This is a genomic window from Janthinobacterium lividum (genome assembly GCF_034424625.1).
GTDB classification, from domain to species: Bacteria; Pseudomonadota; Gammaproteobacteria; order Burkholderiales; family Burkholderiaceae_D; genus Janthinobacterium; species Janthinobacterium lividum.
On sequence record NZ_CP139976.1, the window covers coordinates 1,504,782 to 1,526,934 of the forward strand.

The 22,153-nt window shown below is 55.9% G+C and carries 24 protein-coding genes and 2 tRNA genes; 12 read left to right on the forward strand and 14 right to left on the reverse strand.

The genetic code is table 11. From position 1 onward, the window contains the following. The first annotated feature begins 9 nt into the window (after positions 1-9). Entirely contained in the window at positions 10-378 is a 369-nt protein-coding gene (locus U0004_RS06750; RefSeq protein WP_070257161.1) for a DUF2280 domain-containing protein, read from the forward strand. Here the strand turns inward: U0004_RS06750 and U0004_RS06755 are convergent. From U0004_RS06755 to U0004_RS06785, 7 genes are all read right to left on the reverse strand, one after another. Beyond that, entirely contained in the window at positions 332-1,186 is an 855-nt protein-coding gene (locus U0004_RS06755; protein WP_139144164.1) for a HEPN domain-containing protein, read from the reverse strand. The genes U0004_RS06750 and U0004_RS06755 overlap by 47 nt on opposite strands. A gap of 656 nt (positions 1,187-1,842) precedes the next feature. Next, entirely contained in the window at positions 1,843-2,604 is a 762-nt protein-coding gene (locus U0004_RS06760; RefSeq protein WP_167468632.1) for a DUF4145 domain-containing protein, read from the reverse strand. Positions 2,605-3,745: 1,141 nt separating this feature from the next. Continuing rightward, positions 3,746-4,336 carry a hypothetical protein gene (locus U0004_RS06765; protein WP_139144166.1) on the reverse strand — a complete coding sequence of 197 codons (591 nt, stop codon included), beginning with the start codon at positions 4,334-4,336 and terminating at the stop codon, positions 3,746-3,748. Positions 4,337-4,398: 62 nt separating this feature from the next. Beyond that, positions 4,399-4,710 (reverse strand): hypothetical protein, encoded by a 312-nt coding sequence (locus U0004_RS06770; protein WP_115057423.1) that lies wholly within the window; start codon positions 4,708-4,710, stop codon positions 4,399-4,401. 30 nt (positions 4,711-4,740) lie between these two features. Beyond that, entirely contained in the window at positions 4,741-4,956 is a 216-nt protein-coding gene (locus U0004_RS06775; RefSeq protein ID WP_070257165.1) for a hypothetical protein, read from the reverse strand. A 310-nt stretch (positions 4,957-5,266) separates the two neighbouring features. After that, the gene (locus tag U0004_RS06780; protein WP_139144167.1) at positions 5,267-5,485 is read right to left on the reverse strand and encodes a hypothetical protein; all 219 of its coding nucleotides are present in this window, start codon (positions 5,483-5,485) and stop codon (positions 5,267-5,269) included. A gap of 37 nt (positions 5,486-5,522) precedes the next feature. Further along, the gene (locus U0004_RS06785; protein WP_217495246.1) at positions 5,523-5,780 is read right to left on the reverse strand and encodes a hypothetical protein; all 258 of its coding nucleotides are present in this window, start codon (positions 5,778-5,780) and stop codon (positions 5,523-5,525) included. 356 nt (positions 5,781-6,136) lie between these two features. On the opposite strand from U0004_RS06785, the gene U0004_RS06790 reads away from it, so the two are divergent. The 3 genes from U0004_RS06790 (at position 6,137) to U0004_RS06800 (ending at position 8,026) form a co-directional block, all read left to right on the forward strand. Then, positions 6,137-6,406, forward strand: coding sequence for a hypothetical protein (locus tag U0004_RS06790; RefSeq protein WP_070257296.1), 270 nt, complete (start codon positions 6,137-6,139; stop codon positions 6,404-6,406). Positions 6,407-6,560: 154 nt separating this feature from the next. Beyond that, a complete protein-coding gene (locus U0004_RS06795; protein ID WP_070257167.1) occupies positions 6,561-6,878 on the forward strand; it encodes a hypothetical protein in 318 nt (105 codons plus the stop codon). Then, positions 6,875-8,026 carry an AAA family ATPase gene (locus tag U0004_RS06800; protein WP_231958453.1) on the forward strand — a complete coding sequence of 384 codons (1,152 nt, stop codon included), beginning with the start codon at positions 6,875-6,877 and terminating at the stop codon, positions 8,024-8,026. Before U0004_RS06795 ends, U0004_RS06800 begins: the two co-directional genes overlap by 4 nt. Positions 8,027-8,294: 268 nt before the next feature. On the opposite strand, the gene U0004_RS06805 is transcribed toward U0004_RS06800, so the two are convergent. Further along, a complete protein-coding gene (locus tag U0004_RS06805; RefSeq protein ID WP_070257168.1) occupies positions 8,295-8,774 on the reverse strand; it encodes a hypothetical protein in 480 nt (159 codons plus the stop codon). A gap of 204 nt (positions 8,775-8,978) precedes the next feature. Here U0004_RS06805 and U0004_RS06810 point away from each other — a divergent pair, with 204 nt between their 5' ends. Beyond that, positions 8,979-9,539, forward strand: coding sequence for a recombinase family protein (locus U0004_RS06810; RefSeq protein ID WP_070257170.1), 561 nt, complete (start codon positions 8,979-8,981; stop codon positions 9,537-9,539). Positions 9,540-9,579: 40 nt separating this feature from the next. Here the strand turns inward: U0004_RS06810 and U0004_RS06815 are convergent, their stop codons facing one another. From U0004_RS06815 to U0004_RS06835, 5 genes are all read right to left on the reverse strand, one after another. Further along, positions 9,580-10,302: a DUF2971 domain-containing protein gene (locus U0004_RS06815; RefSeq protein WP_167468633.1), complete on the reverse strand. Its 723-nt coding sequence runs from the start codon at positions 10,300-10,302 to the stop codon at positions 9,580-9,582. A gap of 274 nt (positions 10,303-10,576) precedes the next feature. Beyond that, positions 10,577-10,652 (reverse strand) — tRNA-His (locus U0004_RS06820). Between the two features lie 142 nt (positions 10,653-10,794). Beyond that, positions 10,795-11,640 (reverse strand): glutamate racemase, encoded by an 846-nt coding sequence (gene murI / locus U0004_RS06825; RefSeq protein WP_070257173.1) that lies wholly within the window; start codon positions 11,638-11,640, stop codon positions 10,795-10,797. 66 nt (positions 11,641-11,706) lie between these two features. Further along, positions 11,707-13,248 carry a fumarate hydratase gene (locus U0004_RS06830; RefSeq protein WP_034784516.1) on the reverse strand — a complete coding sequence of 514 codons (1,542 nt, stop codon included), beginning with the start codon at positions 13,246-13,248 and terminating at the stop codon, positions 11,707-11,709. Between the two features lie 97 nt (positions 13,249-13,345). Next, positions 13,346-13,960: a YqhA family protein gene (locus U0004_RS06835; RefSeq protein WP_034784515.1), complete on the reverse strand. Its 615-nt coding sequence runs from the start codon at positions 13,958-13,960 to the stop codon at positions 13,346-13,348. A gap of 308 nt (positions 13,961-14,268) precedes the next feature. Here U0004_RS06835 and acs point away from each other — a divergent pair, with 308 nt between their 5' ends. From acs to U0004_RS06870, 7 genes are all read left to right on the forward strand, one after another. After that, positions 14,269-16,275, forward strand: coding sequence for an acetate--CoA ligase (gene acs / locus U0004_RS06840; RefSeq protein WP_070257176.1), 2,007 nt, complete (start codon positions 14,269-14,271; stop codon positions 16,273-16,275). 190 nt (positions 16,276-16,465) lie between these two features. Beyond that, a tRNA-Ser gene (locus U0004_RS06845) sits at positions 16,466-16,556 on the forward strand. A 231-nt stretch (positions 16,557-16,787) separates the two neighbouring features. Continuing rightward, a complete protein-coding gene (locus tag U0004_RS06850) occupies positions 16,788-18,098 on the forward strand; it encodes a tyrosine-type recombinase/integrase (RefSeq protein WP_070257178.1) in 1,311 nt (436 codons plus the stop codon). Then, positions 18,091-18,735 carry a DUF4102 domain-containing protein gene (locus U0004_RS06855; RefSeq protein WP_167468634.1) on the forward strand — a complete coding sequence of 215 codons (645 nt, stop codon included), beginning with the start codon at positions 18,091-18,093 and terminating at the stop codon, positions 18,733-18,735. The genes U0004_RS06850 and U0004_RS06855 overlap by 8 nt, the downstream gene beginning before the upstream one ends. 997 nt (positions 18,736-19,732) lie before the next feature. Beyond that, positions 19,733-20,599 carry a phage integrase N-terminal domain-containing protein gene (locus U0004_RS06860; RefSeq protein WP_070257184.1) on the forward strand — a complete coding sequence of 289 codons (867 nt, stop codon included), beginning with the start codon at positions 19,733-19,735 and terminating at the stop codon, positions 20,597-20,599. A gap of 137 nt (positions 20,600-20,736) precedes the next feature. Next, positions 20,737-20,937, forward strand: a complete 201-nt coding sequence (locus U0004_RS06865) for a helix-turn-helix transcriptional regulator (RefSeq protein WP_070257186.1) — start codon at positions 20,737-20,739, stop codon at positions 20,935-20,937. A gap of 255 nt (positions 20,938-21,192) precedes the next feature. Beyond that, entirely contained in the window at positions 21,193-21,633 is a 441-nt protein-coding gene (locus U0004_RS06870) for a hypothetical protein (protein ID WP_070257188.1), read from the forward strand. Positions 21,634-21,732: 99 nt separating this feature from the next. On the opposite strand, the gene U0004_RS30095 is transcribed toward U0004_RS06870, so the two are convergent. Next, entirely contained in the window at positions 21,733-22,128 is a 396-nt protein-coding gene (locus U0004_RS30095) for a DUF6527 family protein (RefSeq protein WP_071653686.1), read from the reverse strand. Between the last annotated feature and the right edge of the window lie 25 nt (positions 22,129-22,153).

Here is a 22,153-nt window from a genome sequence, read left to right on the forward strand (position 1 = left end):
TTAGAACTGATGGCGACCCTTCCAACCGCTGTAATCATGCACATTGTCATAGAGCTGGCGTGCTTCGACACGCCCGCCCAGGTGGCCAGCACCGTCAAGGAAAAATTCGGGCTCACCGTGTCACGTCAGCGCATCGAGGCGTACCACCCTGAGCGGAGGGCCGGCGCCAAGCTGGGCGTCAAGTGGCGGGCCGTGTTCTATGACACCAGGGCGCGGCTGCTGGCCGAGCTGGACGATATCCCCATTACCTGCCAGGCATACCGCCTGCGCGTATTGGAGCGGGTAGCTGCACAGGCCGAGAGCATGGGTAACCTGGTGCTGGCCGCTCGCATCATTGAGCAGGCCGCGCGGGAGGCAGGTCAGCTGGCACAGGACTAGCCGCCGCATCGGCCGAATTTCGCTTAAATACTGCCTTTTCGTCTACTCTCTGCTTCGCCAAGTCTCGGGCGGCTGCAATGATGGGTTTGGGAATTTTCATCCATTTCGCAGCCTCTTCCGCCAGTTCAGGGTCTAGCCACAACGGCGCATTTATAGCTTGAAACCCATCTTCAAATAGCACGCGCTTTCGGTTTGAACGCGAAAAATATAAGTTTTTCCATACAAGTGCACCGTGAGCACGATGGTTGCGATTGCCCAGTACCTGCTCCAGAAAGGCACCCGGAATGTGCCCATTTTTATCCGGGCGTTCCAGCCCTGCTTCGATACGTCGTACGTTTTCGAGCAACACTTGCTGGCTAGGCTCATCGGCGTAGTGGATGACGTCCAAGGGCTGGCAGTATTGGCGAAGGTGCCAAACGAGCCGGTCCAACTTTATAACTTCGATATCGTCCAGGGACAGGGAAAATATCAGATACCGGTCACCGTTACACTGAGCAATATGGTCAAAAACGTCTTGCTCATCTTTCCGAAGCTCAACGGTGAATGGCAGCGCAGTATTGATTAGCTTAAGAGCACGTTCGATATCGTGCGACAGGTCGTTAGTTTTCTGCCTGTTCAACATCAAGATGCACTTTAGATACTTCTCAACGGCTTGCTCAGCGGACCAGAGAAATGGAATCGCGAGCCGGGCCCGCATAGCCATTCGAGCGGCGATATAGTCAGCATCGCCCGTATCTCGAAAACAGCGGATGGCGAACTGGTTTATTTTTGCGTGTAGGGGTGGTGGGATATACTCAGTCCGGTCCATGCGATGCGACTCCAACGATTTTTGTTATGCAAGTTTATCAGTAATTTGCATGCGTCCATGGCCGAATGAGGCGCAGCGAGTGAGGTTTGGGTGCGCACTTGAGTGCGAGTTTCCAAACCACCCGCGAAGGTGCTTCCCATAGGAGAAATCACCAAATTTACGCGCAAAATCAAACCAGATATCTCAATGTTTTGTGTGGATAAGTGCGCAGGTTGGTACGCAGTTGTGCGCCAATAAATGGGCGTCAGGCGTAGCCTTGGCTTGCGCTGGAATCATCCGCGACGGAGGCAGTCATGGCAAGAGTGGCGGAAGCAGTAGCGGCGCTGCCGGCAGGGGCGGCGCCAGTTCTAGCGGTGCAAAAGGCAGCAGTGGCGGCGGTTGAGGGCCAGGACCAGGCAACGCAGGCGGCTGGCACAGTACAACTGGATAAGTATCTGGTGGCAACAGGTCGAACGCGCCACCAGCGAAAGGTAACTAATGCGAGATGTAATGGCGGCGCACCTAAGGCTCCTATCACTCACGGTACTTACTCTCAATATGCTTGGGTCAAAATTTAGCACTGCCTTATTAAAAACGCAAATTATGAATAGTTAGCACCATTTCAGAGAAGGGGCTTTAGCTGCGAAAACGCTTTGTTTCAAGCACCCAGTAAGGTTTTATTTCAGCGGCCCTTTTTTCTTATTTACCTTTTTTGCGATAGCTTTCAATTTTTTTCCTTTGCCTTCGTATATCTCGGAAAGTGCGTGTTCAAGGAGGTCGTAAGTAGTTCGAACATCTCCAGAATTGAGCTTATCGCCATCGTGACTACCGGCGTTCCCGAGCCACTTTACTGCCAACAGCATTTCCTTTAGTTCTTCATATTTTTTAGGAAGGAGTGGTATTCTTTGGTGCAAGAAAATCAATCGCCTCTTTCCCTTGGCGATCGTGAATCTCTTAATTCCTAGTGCTGTTAGTAGCGCCTCGACTGCAGCTCGTGCGCAGTTCAGCGCAGCACCAGGATCAGCGAAGTACAGAGCAAAGGATTTGGTGAGGTTTGCAGTTACTTCAGCGGGACAATTCGCCGGGATGTCCATCAGCACTAGCGGCGGATTGAAGTACTTTGGCGTAAAGACATCATCGGTAGTTTGCCTCCATCCATGTTCATCGTCCTCAAATTCAAAATAGTTTACCCTTCCGTCGCCGCAACAAGTAATAGCTTGCTTACAATCGGCATTGCTACATGTAAAAAGGCATGAGAAGACATATCTAACCCAGTCGGGCTCCCAGTACTCATGGTCTTGATCTTGAGAACTTTCAAAGGTCTGCTTGTACGATAGAGTCTTTGGAGCTAAGGTAAGGTGTCCGTTGCGGCATGTTGGGCAAGGCCATTTTGGGACGTGCTGCTCGGTAAATGGCAAATGAAAGGAAGTGCGATCCATAGTAGTAACTCTCAATGAAAAAATAAAAAATACCAATATAGCATGCTTACCTATAAACCAATTTCTGGGCTGCATCTCTGGAACGCGAAGGTCGTATTCCGTCCAAACAGTTACAGCCGACAATGCTGCAGCTTATGGAAGTAGGTGTCGTATTTGACAGACATGAAAATCGAGAAAAACCTAACGAATAACAAATAGGAACCTACCAGGTTTCGCACCCATTAACGCAAGGCGTTACAGCAGCATTACGAATGAGTCCTGTGCGCACCAAGCAGGTATGCAGCCTAGTACGCACGAAAACCTACTCCTAAACGACATCCTGGCCAGTTGGCCCAACACTTAGAGTGCACTCTTCATTCGCAGCTAACAACACCAGGAGGGCGATGCACTAGCCTGGAGGTGCTACCATCCGCGTCTGCGGCGCTGCGTTTCTACATGCGGGATTCCCCCCCCCCCGTATCACCTCCATCCTCGACGCACGCATGTTTCAAGATGAGGAATGCCCTGGCCAAAGGCGTGCATGCGACCTGCAACGGTACCTGCAATGCCAGCAACGCGTTTTAGGTCGTTGCGGGCCCCCCCGTTGGCAACCCTTTTGAAGCCGTTTGGGAAGCCTCGAGCATTGCATGCCAGGCCAGTCTTGCGCGGAAGTATTCCGGAAACCCAGCCGCTTCCTATCCGGATGCGACCTGGATGCGATACGCGACCTACTCAGTACCGATTCGGCGACATCGAGCGTTGAACGGCCGTTGCGCTGGCGCTACGAATTACAGTGGGTTTCCCCCAAAAAGGTGGGGGCGAACGCGGGGTCGTCCTGCTGCTGGACAGACTTCGTCCCGATGGCAGGAACGCTTCCGCCGACAACACCGTGTCAGCACCGCACAGACCTGATTAATTCCGGTCTGTGACCAGAGGCAGTTGCCTGAAATTCTTCTGGCAGCTTGCTGGCGTTGATGGAACCCTTTCGATACCGTTTCAGAACCGATTGGAAACCGGATGGCAACCCATTGGGCCACTTCTGGGGTGCCACTCCGCTCCACTAGCCAGGTCAATTAAAAACCCCGGCCAAGTACGGCGCCATCTAATCATGAGGTGCGCTGCATGCATGACAAATGGTTGGCGCTGAGCAGTGAGAGCCCAATCAACGGGAATTTATTTTCCCTTCTCTATGAATGTGAAAGAGTATTGCCACGACAATGCTTGCGAAAAATGCCAGTTTTTGAGGTAAACGGTTTACTCCGCCATGCTGTGAGCAAGCACCTGCCCGACCTATGACACTTGATGCCCAGCCATCGCCGCAGAGTACCCCACCGGTAACGGTGAAGGTGATAACTAGCGCAAGCACAAACACAATTAGCGTGGGTAGGAGAGAAATACTTTTCTTTGGCTGTGGCAATGATTTTTCATGCCTATTCATTGGCGATTTTTCAGTATTTCGTTGGTTTCTGATTGAATTTGTTTTTCTATGTCGCTTAGATTTCGCTCGTATAACTAACGCGGCTGGCTTCTTTTTTTTAACTGTTCGCTGAATTTGAGAGTGCAGAGGTTGCTGCGCCTCCCATTGATAGCCGCAGTTCCGGCAATGACAATTAAGTTTCAAGTTAGACACTACACAGCCTCCGAGCTGAACCTCTCCGTTGGCCGAGCGTTGGAACAGTTTTTCATCTGGGAACCCCCAAAGCAGTGGGATGCCTTCCACTTTTTGACACGAGGGGCAGGTAGTCTTTTCCATATGGATTTCTTTTAAGCTTGTCTAAGTTTGCGGCGGCATGAGTCATCACTCGAGAATGCAAATTAATCCTGCGCATACTGCCCACCCACCTCATCAAGATCTGCCGCAAGCAGTGTTTTCCACCTCAGGCTAGAAGGAGGGTGCTCTAACAATTCAGCAAAATCCTGCATCAAATTAGAACACTTGAGATTTGCAGGGCTCACAGTTTGCCCTGCATTTTCAAAAGCCTGAACTACTCGCAAAAATACCTGTTTTTGAATAGGGTCGGCGCGGCGTAAGCCGCCCTCCCTGCGCCGCATTTGAAGCGTGCCTATGCCAAACCAGTTCAGCTCCAACGACCGCTGGTCATCCAAATATAAAACGCGTGGAAACATGGGGGGCCTAGTTTGGTTCTTAAAAATTACCTATTCGGAGAGCCCGAGCATATGTGTTTTCATAGCGCCTAACTGCACATCTGACAGGCTTGCGTTAAGTGGGTTTTCATCAAGCTGTTCAGCGTATCTTCTTACTTTACTCTTCAATTCCGCGTTCTCACGCAACAACTCGCGGAGAACGAGCATCTGAGCTTTCTGAATGCCATCTATAAAATCTAAGTGCTCTCGCAATTCTTGTTCGGTCATGAAAAATTCCTATTTACTGACGCCGTTTGAATTGATAAAGCATAACATCCTGCCAAGGTAATAGTGAAGCCGAGAAATGAATATTATGATTCGCGGCACGCGTCCTGCCAGCGCGCTGCCTCTAAATTAGTATGCTCGAAAGGACTGCGCTAAAGTGGTGTTCCAAAGCGTGTCCGGGCGCTGGGCCAGGTCGCCAGTTGAACTGCCAGCCAGCGCTAGCGCCGACCACGGAAATATTCCCGCCATCGGCAGTGGCGCGCACGGGGTGCATCTACCGTGAATGCACCGTGCTTGCCTGATGCTCGCCCCGTCACTCCTCTGCGTCCACCATTCTTTTTGCCGAGCCGAGGGCATTACGGTAGATGAAATCTTGACTTGCGGCGCTAATCCTATCGATTGGTCGCGGCTTCCCGTCTATTGAGATTTCAGCCAGCCATTGGTTGGCAGGCTGACTATGCAAATAAACAGTGATGCGCCGGCCTTTATAGACAACTTCTTCGTTAGTCATACTTGGTTTAAATTTGCCCATCTCTGTCCTTTAAATTATTGCCACACTTACTCCTACCTCAACCTCGATTTTTCTTCCATATGCCACCATCAGCGCCGCAGTTGCGCTCTAACCCTGCCATCGTTTCTTCTGCCGTGTGGCGCTTCGCACGGTACCCATCAACAGCCACCTGGACATACGCTCGGCAGTTCACCGGCAGCCCTGTACCCTCGCCATACACCGGCTTGTCGTTGTCGTCGCCCCTGCACCCCACCAATAGTACGGCCAGCGCAAATACGCCGGCTACCTTCCAAATTCCCGTGCCCATGCTTTGCATGATGCCCTCCTAAAGTTGCTGATGCAGGTAAAGAATTTATTTTAATGCAACTTGGGCTTGTCGCTGGTAAACTACGCCGGACGAAAACGCCTTGACGGTTCCTTCCAGCTGGCCTATCCTAAAAACGTCCTCGATAAAGAGGGGAACGGGTTTAGCAGCCCGAACTGACAAGGCGGACATCCGCCATCCGGCGGCTTTTTTTCGTCCGTACCACTGTAGCCTTTCAATGAGCGGCGGTGGTGGGAGGCTTCGGCCTGCCGGTTTCCTTTGTCACCGGTCTGCTAACCCGCCATTCGCCGCTCACCCCGTTTAGCAGCGTGGTGTTCGGTTTTGTAACCGACTTTGGAGGCAGTACCATGCCAGGCACCATCACACCCCAACACATCCCAGCAGCAGCCCTGTCCGTCGACCAGCTTTATCAAACCGCGTTCTCCAACGTCCGCACGCCGCGCGGCAATGAATACAAGGCCGGTGCCCGCATGGCGCTTGAGCACCGCATCGAGCGCAAGGACTTCGACATGCCGTACCAGGTGGGCACGGCCGCCGCTGATGCTTTCTTTGCCGGCATCGAGGAAGGCAAAAACATATGGCGCGCTGCTGCAGCAAAGATTGGCGGTGCAGCATGAGCTCCGCCCTCAGTACGCCGACCAGCGCCAGCAGCCGAGTGCTGAGCATGACGCTTGAGCAGGCGCTGCGCTGCATCGACCAATTCGCGGAACCCGGCCGCAGTCGCATCCTGCTTGTGCTTCCCTACCACTTCTACATGCCTGGCGGTCGCGTATGAGCACTCTAGCGGAACTGGCACGCATACGCGCCGAGTATGGGCTGGCGCCGCTGGGCGGCGTCCTGTGGCTGGGTGTCGGCATGTTGCCGCCCAAACGCAACGCCATCGAAATCGACCCGGCCAACCTGCCCACGGCGCTGGAGTGCCGCGCGGTGGCCGGCCTGGACGTGGTGCTGATATTCCCCGGAAAGCTGACCAGATACGGCGCGCTGCGGACGCTGTCCGACCGGCTGTATCAGGCCAGGCCGCGCCGGCTGTTGTTGGTTGACGGTGACCACAAACGCACGGCCTTTCTCAAACTGGCGGAATCATGATGGCGGACAAACACACAGATGGCCAGATGGCTGGCTTTACCCTGGGCAGGGAGGATGACGCTGCGCGCGCCGCCCGCATCGAGCTGGACCGCCAGGGAGAAACGGCCCGCCAGTTCGACCGGAGCATGCAGCGCGGCGAACGGGTGGTAAAAATCCGGTGCGGGGCCGACATCAAGCCATTGCCCATCACCTGGTTGTGGCCCGGCTGGGGGCCTGCGGGAAAGTTGACCATCCTGGCCGGCGCCGCCGGTACCGGCAAGACTACGCTCGCCCTGGCGCTGGCCTCCGTGCTGACTGCCGGCGGACGCTGGCCAGATGGCAGCCAGTGCAAGCAGCTGGGCAACGTGCTGATTTGGTCGAGTGAGGATGTGGCCGACGATACGCTGGTGCCGCGGCTAATTGCCTCCGGCGCCGACCTGGCGCGCTGCCACTTCATTGAGGGTATCGCGCAGGATGGTGAAAGTGTGCCCTTCGACCCGTCGCAGGACATACCGGACCTGCGCCGCGCAGTTGATGCCATTGGCGGCGTGAGCCTGTTGCTGATAGACCCGATTGTGTCGGCCGTCGCCGGCGACATGCACCGCGCCAATGACGTGCGCCGCAGCCTGCAGGCGGTGGTGGACTTCGCGGACGCTCACGGCTGCGCGGTCATCGGTATCACGCACTTTGCCAAGGCCGGCGCAGGGAAAGCGCCGCAGGACCGCGTTATCGGCTCCCAGGCCTTCGGCGCGCTGGCCCGCATGGTGCTAGTGACTGCGAAGGAAGAGGGCAGCAACCGGCGCGTAATGGCCAGGGCGAAATCGAACATTGCCCCGGATGATGGCGGCGTAGCCTACTCGCTGGAGCTGGCCACCATCGCCGGCGGCATCGAGGCGACGCACGCTGTATGGGCCGGCGCCATCGAGGGCACGGCTCGGGAAATCTTGGGTGACGTCGAGCACGACGACAGCGAGGGCGGCGGTGAGCGCCTGGACGCGGAGCAGTTCCTGCGCGACCTGTTGGCGGACGGGCCATTACCAACGCGCCAAATCAAAGCTGATGCGGACGGTGCTGGTTATTCTTGGGCAACAGTACGGCGGGCACAAAAGGCCCTTGGCGTGGCGGCAATCAAGGGAGGCATGAAAGAGGGCTGGACTTGGCGGCTGTGAGCTGCGAATTCCCGAAGGTGCTCAAAAAGCGTCGAAGGTGCTCATTAAACTATGTGAGCATCTTCGGCAAAAAGTGAGCGCCTTCGTGGATTGCCAGTTGCTGGCGGTGGTTGGCATCAACAAAGAGAATCTGCTCAGTCCTGAGCGGGTATTTACACAGCGCCAGCACATTACCTGAACTTTCAGGAAATGTGCTGGCGCTGACTAAATTTTCGGGCCGTCCTGATGATGCCATCGAACACTGTACGGGGATGATGAAATAATATCTCTACTTGCGCGTCAGGATGGTGGCAACGATGCCCGCTGCGGCAATGGCTGGAGTCAGCCAGGCGAGCCATCTAACCCTCTGCTCGTGCCGTGCTTTCTTTTCCTTGCGAATATCCTCTCGCAGTCGGCTTCTCCCGCCCTCAGATAAGGCAAAACGGTACATGATGCTTCCTTCCTGCCAGTCGGGTGATTGCACCCCGTGTTCATCTTGACGCTGAGGAATTGGCACATCCAAGAGACGTGCTAAAGCAATAATTTTATCGCTTTTAATACTCGCCTCCTCTTCAGAGAGCATGCTGAGTTCATAGTGCTCATCGCTGTCTATATCTCGTAGCTTTTCATGCAATTCTTCCGGATGCAGTCGCTTTTTCATCTCTTCGACTTGTTTTTTGAAGGCGCGCTTCGTGAGCCAGCGTTCCCAACCGATTTTACGGAGCCGTGACATCGGGAGGTACCGAATAAGAAAGTAACCAAATTTCATAAGCGAATCGTGGAAGTTGCAATTTGTTAATTCTACAATGGTGGGTTGGTTTCATGGGAGGATGCATTGAGTGTTAGAAAACGAACGATTTCTAACATCTACAAGTATCAACACAAGTCAATGTTGGAAATATAGGGCTTGCCATTTCTAACAGGTCGATATATTCTAACAGTGTTTTCTAACAGTCTTAACCGGAGCAACACCATGGCAACCTTCGCATACGGCCGCGTCAGCACCAAAGAGCAAACCGCAGACAACCAGAAGATGGAAATTGAATCGGCCGGCCACCAGGTCGATTACTGGTATGCGGATACCATCAGTGGCAAGACCAGCGCCAGCGAGCGCCCGGAGTTTGCCGCGCTGCTGGCCCAGATTCGCAATGGCGAAACTCTGGTGGTGGCGAAGCTGAACCGCCTCGGCCGCGACGCGCAGGACGTCGGCGCCACCGTCAAGCTGCTGGCCGCCCGCAAGATTGCCGTCATCGTGCTGCAGCTTGGCAAGCTGGACCTGACTTCGCCAGCGGGCAAGATGATGATGACCATGTTGGCAGCTGTGGCCGAGATGGAGCGCGATTTGCTGGTGGAGCGCACGCAGGCCGGCCTGGCCCGCGCCAAGAGCGAAGGCAAGACGCTGGGGCGGCCGTCGAAGACGACAGCGGAGCAGCGTGCCCAGATTGTCGCCAAGTTCGAGCAGGGCGAGAGCGTTAGCGCGCTCGCCCGTTCGTATAACGTCTCTCGTGCAAATATCTTGGGCGTGCTCAAGTAAGAAAATTGCCTTAAAAATATTCTAGATATTTTGGTTAGAATTACCAGTTGTTAAAGGGAAGGGACGAGGCGTTAACTTTCACGTCATCAAATCCTTCAAACGAAAGCATCATCTGGACAGAGGTCTGAGCTCTTTGAAGGTTTGGATTTGGCCCAAGTATAACCTCTCTTAAAGTGGTCATATTTTTCAAGATAGGAACCTCGACATAAGGGCAAAGGTATGACGGCCCGGGCCTGAAATGAAGTGTAACTCCGACGGGTTCGGTGGCCACTATCCGCCATTCGGCCTCCTCATGAAAGCCCTCGTGCTTGAATAATGGTGCAAGCATGACAATCTTTTTGCATGCCTCGCCAAGTATCTCATCGATGGCGCTTTCATCAAGAATATGTCCAAGTCTGGAATGGTAGTTAATTGCATACTCAGCTTGCTCCCGCGAACTGAGGTTGTCATATTGCTGTCGGCTGATGTTAGGCTGTGGAAGATTTGCAAAGCAATCGCCTACAATTTCCTCGATTCGTCCCCGCAATATATCGTGCTGATACACGCATTTTTCTAGACGATATCCTAACTGAGCGCAATGCGACTCTATTTCGCTCTTGTTAAACCCGATACATACACCGGCTCCCCCAGGGCAGTAGCCACGCCACTGGCTTAAGAGGTCAGGTTTCTCACTGAACGACGTTACAAATACTGCCTGATTTTCCATGGTTTCCAAAGCATGCCGAAGTACATGGGCAAGGGGGGCCAAATAGTCATCGTCCATATAAATATGTCCAGCTATCCGCTTGGCTAACGAAACCGTGTGCACAATCTCGGTCGAGTCATTTAGGAAGCGACTGTCAGTTGCCCAAACACTACGTGAACTTACTACCCCTAGAAGGCCTGCGTGACTCGTATAGTGATAAAGATTCATCGTTTGATCAGTGGCTGCGTAAGAAACCTACATGGTGCCTACATGGAGAATGTAAGCAGGCTATAAAACAAAAAAAGGATTACAAGCCGAAGCGTGTAACCCTTTGATTTTCCTGCTAATTCTGTGGGGTGGCTGATGGGGCTCGAACCCACGACAACAGGAATCACAATCCTGGACTCTACCAACTGAGCTACAGCCACCACTGTCTTACTTACCTGTTTAGCTGTTTTGCTGAACAGGTGCCGAATTATACAAAGAACTCGGCAAAGTGGCAAATCTAAATGCAGTCTTTTTTAAAGAATCGAAAGATTGCATGAAAACGGTCGCTTTTGCTCCCACCGCTCACACGGACAGGTGTTCGACGGGCGGCTGCAAGTCCAGCAAACCGGCGAAGGCTTTCGCCAGGGACTCGACCTTGGCCGTCGTGTAGCCTTGCAGTCGTGGCGCGTCGTTGTTGATGCGGCGTAAACTTGCCGCATCGAGCAGACGGGCCAGCTGGCGCGCCACGGCGTCGCCCGTGTCCACCAGGGTGATCTGTTCCTGCGTGTGGGTGCGCACCGTGCGTTCGATGGCGTCCTGCACGAACAGGTAGTGCGTGCAGCCCAGCACCAGTGTGTCGACGCCTTGTTCCAGCATGGGGGCGATGTAGCGTTCCAGCATGGCGCTGGTGGCGTCCTGCGGATCGGTGCCCAGCTCGCACTGTTCGATGCGGTCGGCCAGGCCGATGCAGGGCTGCAAGATGAATGTGGCGCCCGTGGCGGCGCTCACCTGCTCGCGCAAGGCCAGCAGTTTGTCGCCGCGCAAGGCGCGTTCCGTGGCCAGCACGGCGATCTTGCCATTGCGGCTGATGGCGGCTGCCGGTTTCAATCCCGGTTCGACGCCGACGATGGGCAGGTCGGGATAGCGCGCGCGCAGCGCCTTGATGGCGGCGATGGTGGCCGTGTTGCACGCCACCACCAGCGCTTTTGCGCCTTGCTGCAATAAAAAGGCGGTGATCGCCAGCGAACGGTCGACCACTTGCTGTTCCGTCTTGTCGCCATACGGCGCATAGCCGGAATCGGCAAAGTAAATCAGGTCTTCCTGCGGCAGCTGCGCGCGGATATGGCGCAGCACCGACAGGCCGCCCACGCCGGAGTCAAAAATGCCGATGGGGGCGTCCGGGCGGGCATTGCTTGCAATAGAAGTCATATAAAGCCGAAGAAGATAAAAAAACGCCGCGCTGTGTTGCCGCGCGGCGTTAATGGTAGTGCTTGTTTAAGCGACCGTCACGGGAATCTTGCTGACGCTATTGAGTTGCTCGATCTTTGCCTGCCACTCTTTCGGGCCAGTGTTGTGCACCGAAGTGCCTTTCGCATCCACGGCCACCGTCACCGGCATGTCGACCACGTCGAATTCGTAGATCGCTTCCATGCCCATGTCGGCAAAGCCCAGCACCTTGGCGTGCTTGATGGCTTTCGACACCAGATAGGCGGCACCACCCACGGCCATCAAATAGGCCGACTGGTGTTTCTGGATCGATTCGATGGCCACTGGTCCCCGTTCGGCCTTGCCGATCATGGCGATCAGGCCCGTTTTTTCCAGCATCATGTCGGTGAACTTGTCCATGCGCGTGGCGGTCGTCGGACCGGCCGGGCCGACGGCTTCATCGCGCACCGGGTCGACTGGGCCGACGTAGTAGATCACGCGGTTCTTGAAATCGACCGGCAACTCTTCACCCTTGGCCAGCATGTCCTGGATGCGCTTGTGCGCGGCGTCGCGGCCCGTCAGCATCTTGCCGTTCAACAGCAAGGTCTGGCCCGGCGTCCACGAAGCGACTTCTTCTTTCGTCAGGGTGTTCAGGTCGACGCGCTTGGATTTTTCCGTGTCCGGCGTCCAGTGCACTTCCGGCCACGACGACAGCGATGGCGGTTCCATGTAGGCTGGGCCCGAGCCGTCCAGCACGAAGTGGCCGTGGCGCGTGGCGGCGCAGTTCGGGATCATGGCGACGGGCTTCGACGCGGCGTGCGTCGGGTGCATCATGATTTTCACGTCGAGCACGGTCGTCAGGCCACCCAGGCCTTGCGCGCCGATGCCCAGCGAGTTGATCTTGTCGCACAGTTCGATACGCAATTCTTCCAGCTTGTTCTGCGGGCCGCGTTGTTTCAGCTCAAACATGTCGATGTCTTCCATCAACACTTCTTTTGCCATCAGCATGGCTTTTTCAGCCGTGCCGCCGATGCCGATGCCCAGCATGCCAGGCGGGCACCAGCCGGCGCCCATGGTCGGCACGGTCTTCATGACCCAGTCCACCAGCGAGTCGGACGGGTTCATCATGATCATCTTGGATTTGTTTTCCGAGCCGCCGCCCTTGGCAGCCACTTTCACGTCGACGGTATTGCCTTCGACCAGTTCCATGTGCACGACGGCTGGCGTGTTGTCCTTGGTGTTCTTGCGGTCGAAGTGCGGGTCGGCCACGATGGACGCGCGCAGCTTGTTGTCGTCGAAGTTGTACGCGCGGCGCACGCCTTCGTTGACGGCGTCGGTAACCGTGCCGCTGAAACCTTCGAAGCGCACGCCCATGCCGATTTTCAGGAAGACGTTGACGATACCCGTGTCCTGGCAGATAGGACGCTTGCCTTCCGCGCACATGCGCGAGTTGGTCAGGATTTGCGCGATCGCATCTTTTGCCGCCGGGCTTTGCTCGGCCGCGTAGGCGCGCGCCAGGTGCTCGATGTAATCAGCAGGGTGGTAGTAGCTAATGTACTGCAACGCTGCGGCGACGGATTCGATCAGGTCTTCTTGCTTTATGACAGTCATGGTGTTCTCGCGGTGGATAAGAAGGGTAAGACTTTGATGCTAGTTACTTGATGCTTGGTGCTGCTTGCTAATTAGTACGGTAGTGCAGGAGCGCTCCTTAATGCGGTCGTGCCTGGTTCTGGGTTACCGTCATGATGCGGTCGGTGTACGCAATGGCCATGGCCGAAATGATGAAGACCATGTGGATCACCGTTTGCGCAATGATCACTTCCATCTTGTAGGAATTGGCATTGATAAATGTCTTCAACAGGTGGATGGACGAGATACCGATGATGGCCATCGCCAATTTCGTCTTCAGCACGGAAGCATTGACATGCGACAACCATTCCGGCTGGTCTGGGTGGTCATCGAGGTGCATGCGCGAAACGAAGGTTTCGTAGCCGCCAATAATGACCATGATCAACAGGTTCGAAATCATGACCACGTCGATCAGGCCTAATACCACCAGCATGATGGTCGCTTCATTGAGCTTGGTCGGCAGGGCGCTGCCCGGCACGGCAACGGCCGTCAGCACGTGCTGCAGGGCTGCATCATTGCCGAACACGGCGCCGATCAGGTCGGACAATTCCACCCAGAAATGGAAGACATACACGCATTGTGCGAGGATCAGGCCCAGGTACAGCGGCAACTGCAGCCAGCGCGACATGAAGATGAAGGAGGACAGCGGGTGCAGCTTGGTATGTTTGGATGACGGTGGTAGGTGGTCGATCATGTGGGGTTTCCTGGGGGAGTAAATACCAATTTTTGGTATGCCCGACATTTTACACTTGCTGCTGATTACTGCGCATGGCCTTGCTCCTGATTATTAGGTTTGATGAAACACGAAGTGGTATTGAACCTTCGGCACAGCATGCATTTTCCCAGTGAAAATACTGTACGGCGTCCCCTTGACTCCCATTGCCGAAGGCGCTTATGGTTAGCCTTGATAGGGGTAAAACGCTGCATAAACGCGACATGTAAGGCGTCCGTAAGACACGGGGTCTATCGTGTTAGCAAACAATTACTACACTGGAGACAAGCATGAGCGCTACAGAAAACCAAGGGCAGGGCACGGAACAGCAGGGACCGGAAGAGTCGCGCGTATTTGAACCGTCGGCAGCATTTGCCGCACAGGCAACGATTTCTGGCATGGACGCCTACCGCGCCATGGTGAAAGAGGCGGAAACCGACTACGAAGGCTTCTGGGCCAAGCTGGCGCGTGAAAACCTGAGCTGGAAAAAGCCGTTCACCCGCACCCTGAACGAAGACAACGCCCCGTTCTACAAATGGTTCGAAGACGGCCAGCTGAACGTATCGTACAACTGCCTGGACCGTAATATCGACAATGGCCTGGGCGACAAGACGGCCATCATCTTCGAAGCGGACGACGGCACCGTCACCAGGGCAACATATAAAGAACTGCACGAAAAAGTCTGCAAGTTCGCCAACGGCCTGAAATCCAAGGGCATCGCCAAGGGCGACCGCGTCATCATCTATATGTCGATGTCCGTCGAAGGTGTTGCCGCAATGCAAGCATGCGCCCGCATCGGCGCCACCCACTCCGTCGTGTTCGGCGGCTTCTCTGCGAAATCCCTGCAGGAACGCATCATCGATGCGGGCGCCGTGGCCGTCATCACGGGCGACGAGCAATTGCGCGGCGGCAAGAAACTGCCATTGAAATCCATCGTCGATGAAGCGCTGGCGCTGGGCGGCTGCGACTCCGTGAAAAACGTCATCGTGTATAAACGTACGGGCAGCGACTTGCCGATGGTGCCCGGCCGCGACACGTGGCTGCACGACCTGGTCGAAGGCCAATCGGCGCAATGCGAACCGGAATGGGTCGATGCCGAGCATCCACTGTTTATTCTCTACACCTCCGGTTCGACGGGTACGCCGAAGGGCGTACAGCACTCGAGCGGCGGCTACCTGCTGTGGGCCGCGCTGACGATGAAGTGGAGTTTTGACATCAAGCCGGACGACGTGTTCTGGTGCACGGCCGACATCGGCTGGGTGACGGGCCACAGCTACATCGCGTATGGCCCGATGGCCGTGGGCGCCACGCAAGTGGTGTTCGAAGGCATCCCGACCTACCCGAACGCGGGCCGTTTCTGGGAAACCATCAAGAAGCACAACGTCAGCATCTTCTATACGGCGCCCACGGCCATCCGTTCGCTGATCAAGGCGGCCGACGTGGACCCGAAAGTCCATCCAGGCAACTACGACCTGACCAGCCTGCGTTTGCTGGGTACGGTCGGCGAGCCGATCAATCCGGAAGCGTGGATGTGGTACTACAAGAATATTGGCGGCGAGAAATGCCCGATCGTCGATACCTTCTGGCAAACGGAAACGGGTGGCCACATGATCACCCCGTTGCCGGGCGCCACGCCGATGGTGCCGGGCTCCTGCACCCTGCCATTGCCGGGCATCATGGCCGCCATCGTCGACGAAGCGGGCCAGGACGTGCCGAACGGCCAGGGCGGCATTCTGGTGGTAAAACGTCCATGGCCATCGATGATCCGCACGATCTGGAACAACCCCGAGCGTTTCAAATCCAGCTATTTCCCGGAAGAACTGGGCGGCAAGATGTACCTGGCAGGCGACGGCGCCATCCGCAACAAGGACACGGGCTACTTCACCATCACGGGCCGCATCGATGACGTCTTGAACGTGTCGGGCCACCGCATGGGTACGATGGAAATCGAATCGGCCCTGGTGGCTAACCCGCTGGTGGCCGAAGCGGCCGTGGTGGGCCGTCCGGACGACACGACAGGCGAATCGATCTGCGCCTTCGTGGTGCTCAAGCAAGCGCGTCCGACGGGCGAGGAAGCCAAGAAGCTGGCCCTGGAGCTGCGCAACTGGGTCGGCAAGGAAATCGGCCCGATCGCCAAACCGAAGGAAATCCGTTTCGGCGACAACCTGCCGAAAACCCGCTCCGGCAAAATCATGCGCCGCCTGCTGCGCGTGCTGGCCAAGGGCGAGACGATCACGCAAGACGTGTCGACCCTGGAAAACCCGGCCATCCTGGATCAGCTGAAGGAAACGTCTTAACAGACAGGCCAGTCCCTCCGGAAGGGCCGTGCGCACCACTGGGGCGCATCCTTCCGGCGGACCTGGTCAAACTTTTACCCCTGGGTAAATAACTTTGGCAGTCTGTAGAATCTTTGCTATAATCTGCGGCTTCGCGACAAGCGATATGCAGTACACAATGTGAGCAAGCAAGACGCGCGCATTGCCTTCAGGAGAGATGGCTGAGCGGCTGAAGGCGCACGCCTGGAAAGCGTGTATAGGGTAATACTCTATCGGGGGTTCGAATCCCCCTCTCTCCGCCACGGATAGTAATTAAGTAAGATCAGGACGTCTCAGGAAGTCCCTCAAAAACCGCTTAGAGCCTTGATTCTAAGCGGTTTTTTCGTTTCTGGACGTTGCACAGCGTCCCAGGATATCCACCTCAAGTAGGCGCAAGTTTGGGGGCTTCTCGTACTCAGCCATTGCCGCTTGCCCCAAAAATTCAAAAAAACGACTATATTGATCTTTACAGCATGCCGCGCAGGAGGTTTGCCATGCCAAAGATCATTGCTCCGTTGACAGATTTACTCATCCGCAACGCCAAGCCACGCGAGCGGCCATACAAAATGTTCGATGGTGACGGCATGTACCTCGTCGTCGCGCCAACCGGTTCCCGCATCTGGCGTTTCAAGTTCCGGCAGGCCAACGGCAAAGAGAATACGCTGACGTTCGGCCCTTACCCGGAAATTACCCTGCAGGATGCACGTGAAAAGCGTCTGGCGACACGCCGCCTGCTGCTGCAAGGAATCGACCCCGCCAAGCATCGCGACGACGCCAAACGCCTGGCAAAGGATAAGGCGTCCAACACGTTCGAAAAAATCGCGCGCGAGTGGCACGGCAACAAAGTGCCGACGTGGAGCGAACGCACCGCCAAGAACACCATCCAGCGCCTGCAAGCGGACATCTTCCCAGCCATCGGCCGCATGCCGATCGATGAGATAAAGCACCGCGATCTGATCGCCGCACTGCGCAAGATCGAGGAGCGTGGCGCAAGTGAAGTCGCCCATCGCCTGAGAGCGCTATGTGCGTCAATTTTCAGCTACGCGATTCAATGCGGATTCACAGAGCGCAATCTGGTCACCGATATGAAGGATGTGTTGAAGACCGTCCGCGCCGGACACTTCGCCGCTATCAACGCCGACGAACTTCCGCAGTTTTTGGCCATTCTGGACCGCAACGAAGCACGCATGTTCGCGCCGACCCGCATTGCGCTGCGGCTGATGCTGCTGTGCTTTGTGCGCACTAGCGAGTTGATCGAAACGCCCTGGAGTGAAATTGACCTGGAGCGCGGCGAGTGGATCATTCCATGGCAGCGCATGAAGCGCGGCAAGCTGACCGTCAATCCGGATATGACCAACCATCACGTATGCCTGTCGCGCCAGGCGCTGGAGCTGCTGCGTGAACTGCACGCGATCACGGGCCGCAGCAAGTACCTGTTCCCGAATCAGCGCGACCACGAAAAGCCGATCAGCAATAACACGATACTGGTGGCGCTTGGACGCATGGGATACAAGGGCAAGATGACCGGCCATGGCTTCCGGGCGCTGGCCATGAGCACCATCAAGGAGCGCCTGGGCTACCGGCATGAAGTCGTGGACCGGCAGCTGGCACATGCGCCGAAGGATAAGGTGGCCAGCGCCTATGACCGGGCGCAGTTCCTGGCGGAACGGCGCCGGATGATGCAGGATTGGGCCGACTACATCGATGCCGTCAGTGGCAAGGGAGTGCCGCCGCAGACGCCAAGATTAACGCTGGTCAGTGGCGAATTCAGCCGGGATGGCGGAACAGGAGGGCACCATGTCTAAGTATGTATTGCGCCTCACGGATGCGCTTATCAAGCAAGCTGCTCCGAAGGACAAATTATATAAACTATCCGATGGGGCTGGTCTGTACATTGAAGTGCAGCCCAGCGGCAGCAAGGTCTGGCGCATGAAGTATCTCCAGCAAGGCGGTGGGGAAAGCGTTCTGACTTTTGGCCGGTATCCCGAAGTCTCCATCGCCAAAGCCCGCGAACACAGGCTTGCAGCGCATCAGATGCTGGAACGGAAGCAGGACCCGGGCACAGAATTCAATCGAGAAAAATTGCATCCACTGCCAAAGCCTATTCCAATCGACGAAATATTCGATGAGCCGGAGTGGGGCCATGTGCAGACCAGTGTTCTGTGGGCGACCCTGCTCGCTATCCGTCACCTCGAAACCGCCTTATTTCCTGCATTGGAGCGGGAGCGCATTTCCATCAGTGAAGCACAGGATAGTATCCAGCAAGCAGCCATTCGGCAAATTGAACAGGACGGTTTGCAGGTCGTTTCCCGACACTTGGAGGGTGTCGCGACGGCGCTCGCTGCCAGTTATTTACGTAACGGTATGAGCATGGACCAATTGGTTAGCGCGATGAAAGAGTCAAGGAGGCGGGTACGTCGTCAGGGCGACAACATGCAGTAGCTATCGGAGTCTTTGTCCGGGCTGCAATTTTGGGTACTACCAAAAGCGCACTTGACGAAACGAACCGCTTGCAAACGTCGTTAACCGGCATAAAATGAAGCTCTCTTATGTGGGAATCGCTCCCACGAGGGCATGCATCGAGCATGTCCCTATGCTTAGCGGCATAGGCGTTGCGGTCGTCACCCGCCATCATGATACTTAGCAGTTTCTGCTAGACATATCGCCGGGCCATGCAGAAGTATGCACATCTCGGCACGATAAAGCGCTGCCTTCAGCGTCTTCATATCCCACAATCCGCAAGTCGGATTGCCTGGATGATTGCGCCCGATGGGCGCTTCCTCAAACAGGAGCAAGACTCCTGCCCCGATTGGTTCGCATGCCCGCGAGGTAGCGCTCCGTATGAAGCACAGCATGGCTTTACCGCAAGCCGCACCGTCAGCAGAAATGCCAGCGATGCGATGCCATCGCGGCTGCCCCCAGCGCATGTGCTTCAGAGTGGCCAGTATCGTCACCGCGAGTGCGATGCTGGCATGTATGCCGTCACATGCCATGGCTACGTGCGCGCGTCGTTACTGGCGGCGTGCTGCCAGTGACGACGCGCCGCCGACGGCATAGGCCCAGGCGGCAAGCGGAATTCCACCGCGTGATGTTGTTCAGTGACCGGGCCAGGCGCCCCGCATCGCAGGCAAGCCCAGCGATGTCCTTTGCCCGCAACGGGCTGATTAGTTGAAGTTGATCCGTGCACGATGTGCACTCCATGGACCTTGGGTGATTGGTCCCCGCTGCGGCAGTTCCCTCCGGGAGCGCGCAGCGGTGCCACACGCGCATGCGGCGCGGGCAGGCAGTAACAGCAACCGCATACACGGGAGTGGTGTCCCGAGGCCCTTGATTCAACCTTTTCTGCTGAGGCAGTGAGGGTGGCCAGAAACACTTACCAGACAGGATTACACCACGCAACATCGATGTAGAAACCCAAGATCGAAGGGATGACTTTGCCATGCGCGACCTGAACTACCAGCTCAAGCAACTGTGTCACCGCAACCGGGATGGCAGCTTTGCGACGCAGGCCGACCGCGAGCGCTTATTAAACCTGTGCGCCAACGACCTGGCAGAGCGGGGCTTCCAGCATATGAGTGTGGACAGTCTGAAGCCGAAGCATGTGGCGGCGCTGCTCGACAAGTGGAAGCAGGATGGCGTCAGTACTGGAACCATCAAGAATCGCATGAGCGCCTTGCGCTGGTGGGCCGAGAAGATCGGCAAGGAAAACATCATTGCGCGCACCAACGGCGAATACGGCATCGCGGAGCGGGTGTTTGTCACCAACGTCTCGAAGGCGAAGGTGCTGGACGCCGATACGCTTGCCCGCGTGAGCGACCCTTATTCGCGCATGTCCTTGCAGCTGCAGGCGGCGTTTGGTTTGCGGCGCGAGGAAAGTATCAAGATCAAGCCGGGATGGGCCGATGGTGGGAACATACTGCGGCTGCAGGATAGCTGGACCAAGGGCGGCAAGTACCGGGAAGTGCCGATTGCCACCATGCAGCAGCGCGCCGTGCTGAATGCGGCCAAGGCGCTGGCGGGCAAAGGCAGCTTGATTCCGGCGCAGTTGCGGTATCGGGACCAATTGAACCGCTTTCGGGCGCAGTGCGACAAGGCTGGCATCCATGGCGTGCATGGGCTGCGCCATGAGTACGCGCAGCGGCGCTATGCCGAGTTGACTGGCCGACCTTGTCCAGCCAGTGGCGGTGCGACGTCCAGACAGCTGGATGCGTCGCAAAAATTGGTGGATAACGCTGCGCGGCTGAAGATTTCGACGGAGATGGGGCATGGGCGTGAGCAGGTCACTTCCATCTATCTGGGGAGATGACCGCTCACTTGTATCAGGGGCGCAGCGCATGGAGCAGAAGAGATGCAAAGAAGTGCAGCCGTGGAGCTGCCGGAATGATCGAGGAGAGTCGGCATGACTCTCCATTGTTTGCTGTTCATCAATCGAAGGAGAATCGTATGACCACGACTAAAAAATTCCTCCGCTTGCCTGCGGTAATCGAGGCCACCGGCTGGTCCCGCGCCACAATCTGGCGCAAGGTGAAGGCGGGCGTGTTGCCAGCACCTATCCCCATCGGCCCCAAGTCCATCGCTTGGGACGCAGAGGAGATCGCCCAATGGCAGCAGCGGTGCATAGACGCCAGGCGTGAATGCGCTTGAGAAGAAGATTGACTTTCTTCAGCCTATTGCTTGCCAGTCAGAGAGCTGTGGATACGTACTCGCGGAAAGAATCGATGCAGGACTATCCCATCTGACATCCGGTGTCAGATCATCTGGGCTGCTACATCTAATGCCTGTACCCAGCATAGTGTTATTGGGCGCTTTGCGTTTTCATTCTTATTTCTACGTTTTTTAGCTTGACAATGCTTTTTCTTGTTTATAGACTCAATGAAGTAAAAAAAAGGAGAAAAAAGTATGAAAACGAAAGTATCAGTCCCAATCTACACTCAACAGTTTCTTGAGCTGGCAAATTTCCTTCGAAGCAACGGCGACCCGCGCGATCCGGTGGAGATCGTATCGGTGGCGATTGACTATTGGCTTGATAACGCCAGTTGGAAGCCAGAGCTTCTATCCGAAAGTGATACTCGTGGCTACCAGTGGAAAAATCTGTTTCTGCCCAGCGGCACTCAGATCCGCATGCAGTACAAGGGCGCGTACTTCTACGCCAAGGTGGATGGTGACGAAATTATCTATGACGGAAAACCAATTTCACCTGGAAGTTTGGCAAACACTATCGCGGGCAACAGTCGTAACGCATGGCGAGACCTTTGGATAAAACGTCCCGACGATAAGGAGTGGAAGCTTGCGGACGAGTGCCGGTCGGAGGTCACTATTGACTCACTGATCAAGTCGTGACCGCCGGAGCATGTCATGAGGTAGCTTGCCAGTCGGCCAGTGTCCTGCACGAGGGCAGAGAAGTTAGCGAATTTTACGCTCGCTCTGCCCCGGATCTCGCTAACTGGACGTGAGCCAAGTAGTAAGACGCTTCCAGAGCCCTGGTCTCCGCACCGCAGGAGGATTTATTGGCGTCGCCTGTTTCTTGCCAGTCCGTGCGAAGTATTCTTGCTTTGCAGCTCGATCCAATCGACGGCCACGTTCTATCTCGGCTGCACTCATGTCTCCCGCCCACACCACCCTATTATTCCGAATCCAATAGTGCGACCTACACGGAAAGCTCCAGTTGCCAATTGAGGGACGTAGCGTGACTCCTCCAGCCGCAACGGAAAGCGTCCACTCTGTGGGCTTCAGCGGCGTCACCACCTTTTGACCGCAGCCGCAGCAACATTTGTGAACCGCTGTGCCGTATTTCTTCGAGATGTACAGAACTCCTTCCTCGATTACCTTCGGCATCAGCTCCACATATTCAGGCCTCAGT